This window comes from Polaromonas sp. P1_E3 (genome assembly GCF_056405935.1).
Genome location: NZ_JBFUBD010000632.1, coordinates 1 through 1,150 on the forward strand (window position 1 = coordinate 1; position 1,150 = coordinate 1,150).

Here is a 1,150-nt window from a genome sequence, read left to right on the forward strand (position 1 = left end):
TTCCGAACCCGGCCACAATCTTCAAGGCGAGGCCATTGTGTGGATCGACTACAAGGCCAAGCTGGCAATCCATCGTCTTCGCCCCGCGGCGCTCGCAGAACGCCGCGCCGAGCGGCTGGCTTCTGAAACACCCGACGACAACCGTATTTCGCTGGGGTGTGTCGTGGTACCCATCAATTTCTACGAAACCGTCGTCGGCCCCGTGCTGGGAAAGAGCCTCGGTGTGGTGTATGTGCTGCCTGAAACGCAGCCGGTGCAGCGCATGTTGGGTGCGTGGCAGTTCAGCCAACGCTAGAGCCCCGTAGTTGCTACTATTTCAGGAGCTGCTTGCGCACGTCCTGATTGGTCTGCAGGCCATTTCCTCAAGTTTTTTCGTCGCCGCAGGACTGCAGGTCGCCAAGGCCTGCAACTACACGCGCGTCAGCCATTCCTTACCTGCAGCGAGCCTGCACGCTGGCACAAGCGCGCCATGGCTCGATCTACATTGAATTTGTCTTCCAACCGACAACTTCAAGGAGAATCAAATGCCCCTCATTGCCTGGTTACTGGGTGTCCCCCTCAGCGTGGTTCTTATCCTGATGCTGCTGGGCGTGTTTTAAGCCCTGTGCGGCGACGACCTTCAACCGTTCACACAAAAGCCCGCGAATGCGGGCTTTTGTCTTTGTGCCTGTAGTCGCTCTCACAGCATCGCAGCCGGCTCCTGCCGCCTGGCCCGCAGTCTTGCCACCTTCCACCAGCCTGGCAACAGGCTTTGTATTTCAGGGCGCGTGAAGCGGTCATCAATCAGGTACACCACGCCCTGGTCCGAGGTCGTGCGTATCACCCGGCCCGCAGCCTGCACCACCTTCTGCAGCCCGGGGTACAAATAGGTGTAGTCGTAACTCTGGGCTGCACCAAAGTTGGCTCCCATGCGTTCACGTATCTGCTCATTGACCGGGTTCACCTGCGGAAGGCCCAGCGTGGCAATAAAGGCGCCAATCAGCCGGTCACCGGGCAGGTCAATACCTTCGGCAAATGAGCCGCCCAGCACGGCAAAACCAATGCCCCTGGACGTCGGGGTGAAGCGCGCCAGGAAGGCGTCGCGTGCGAGTTCTTCCATACCCCTTGTTTGTTCCCATACGGGAATGTGGGGGTAGCGCTGGCGAAACAG

1 protein-coding gene and 1 pseudogene are annotated in these 1,150 nt (G+C 59.4%); one reads left to right on the forward strand and one right to left on the reverse strand.

Annotated elements, in window-relative coordinates:
- Window positions 1-295, forward strand: a pseudogene (locus AC1D0Z_RS22345) (hypothetical protein); the annotation flags it as partial.
- 384 nt (window positions 296-679) lie between these two features.
- Here the strand turns inward: AC1D0Z_RS22345 and AC1D0Z_RS22350 are convergent.
- On the reverse strand, window positions 680-1,150 hold a 471-nt coding region (locus AC1D0Z_RS22350; protein ID WP_477660337.1), incomplete at its 5' end, for a helicase C-terminal domain-containing protein.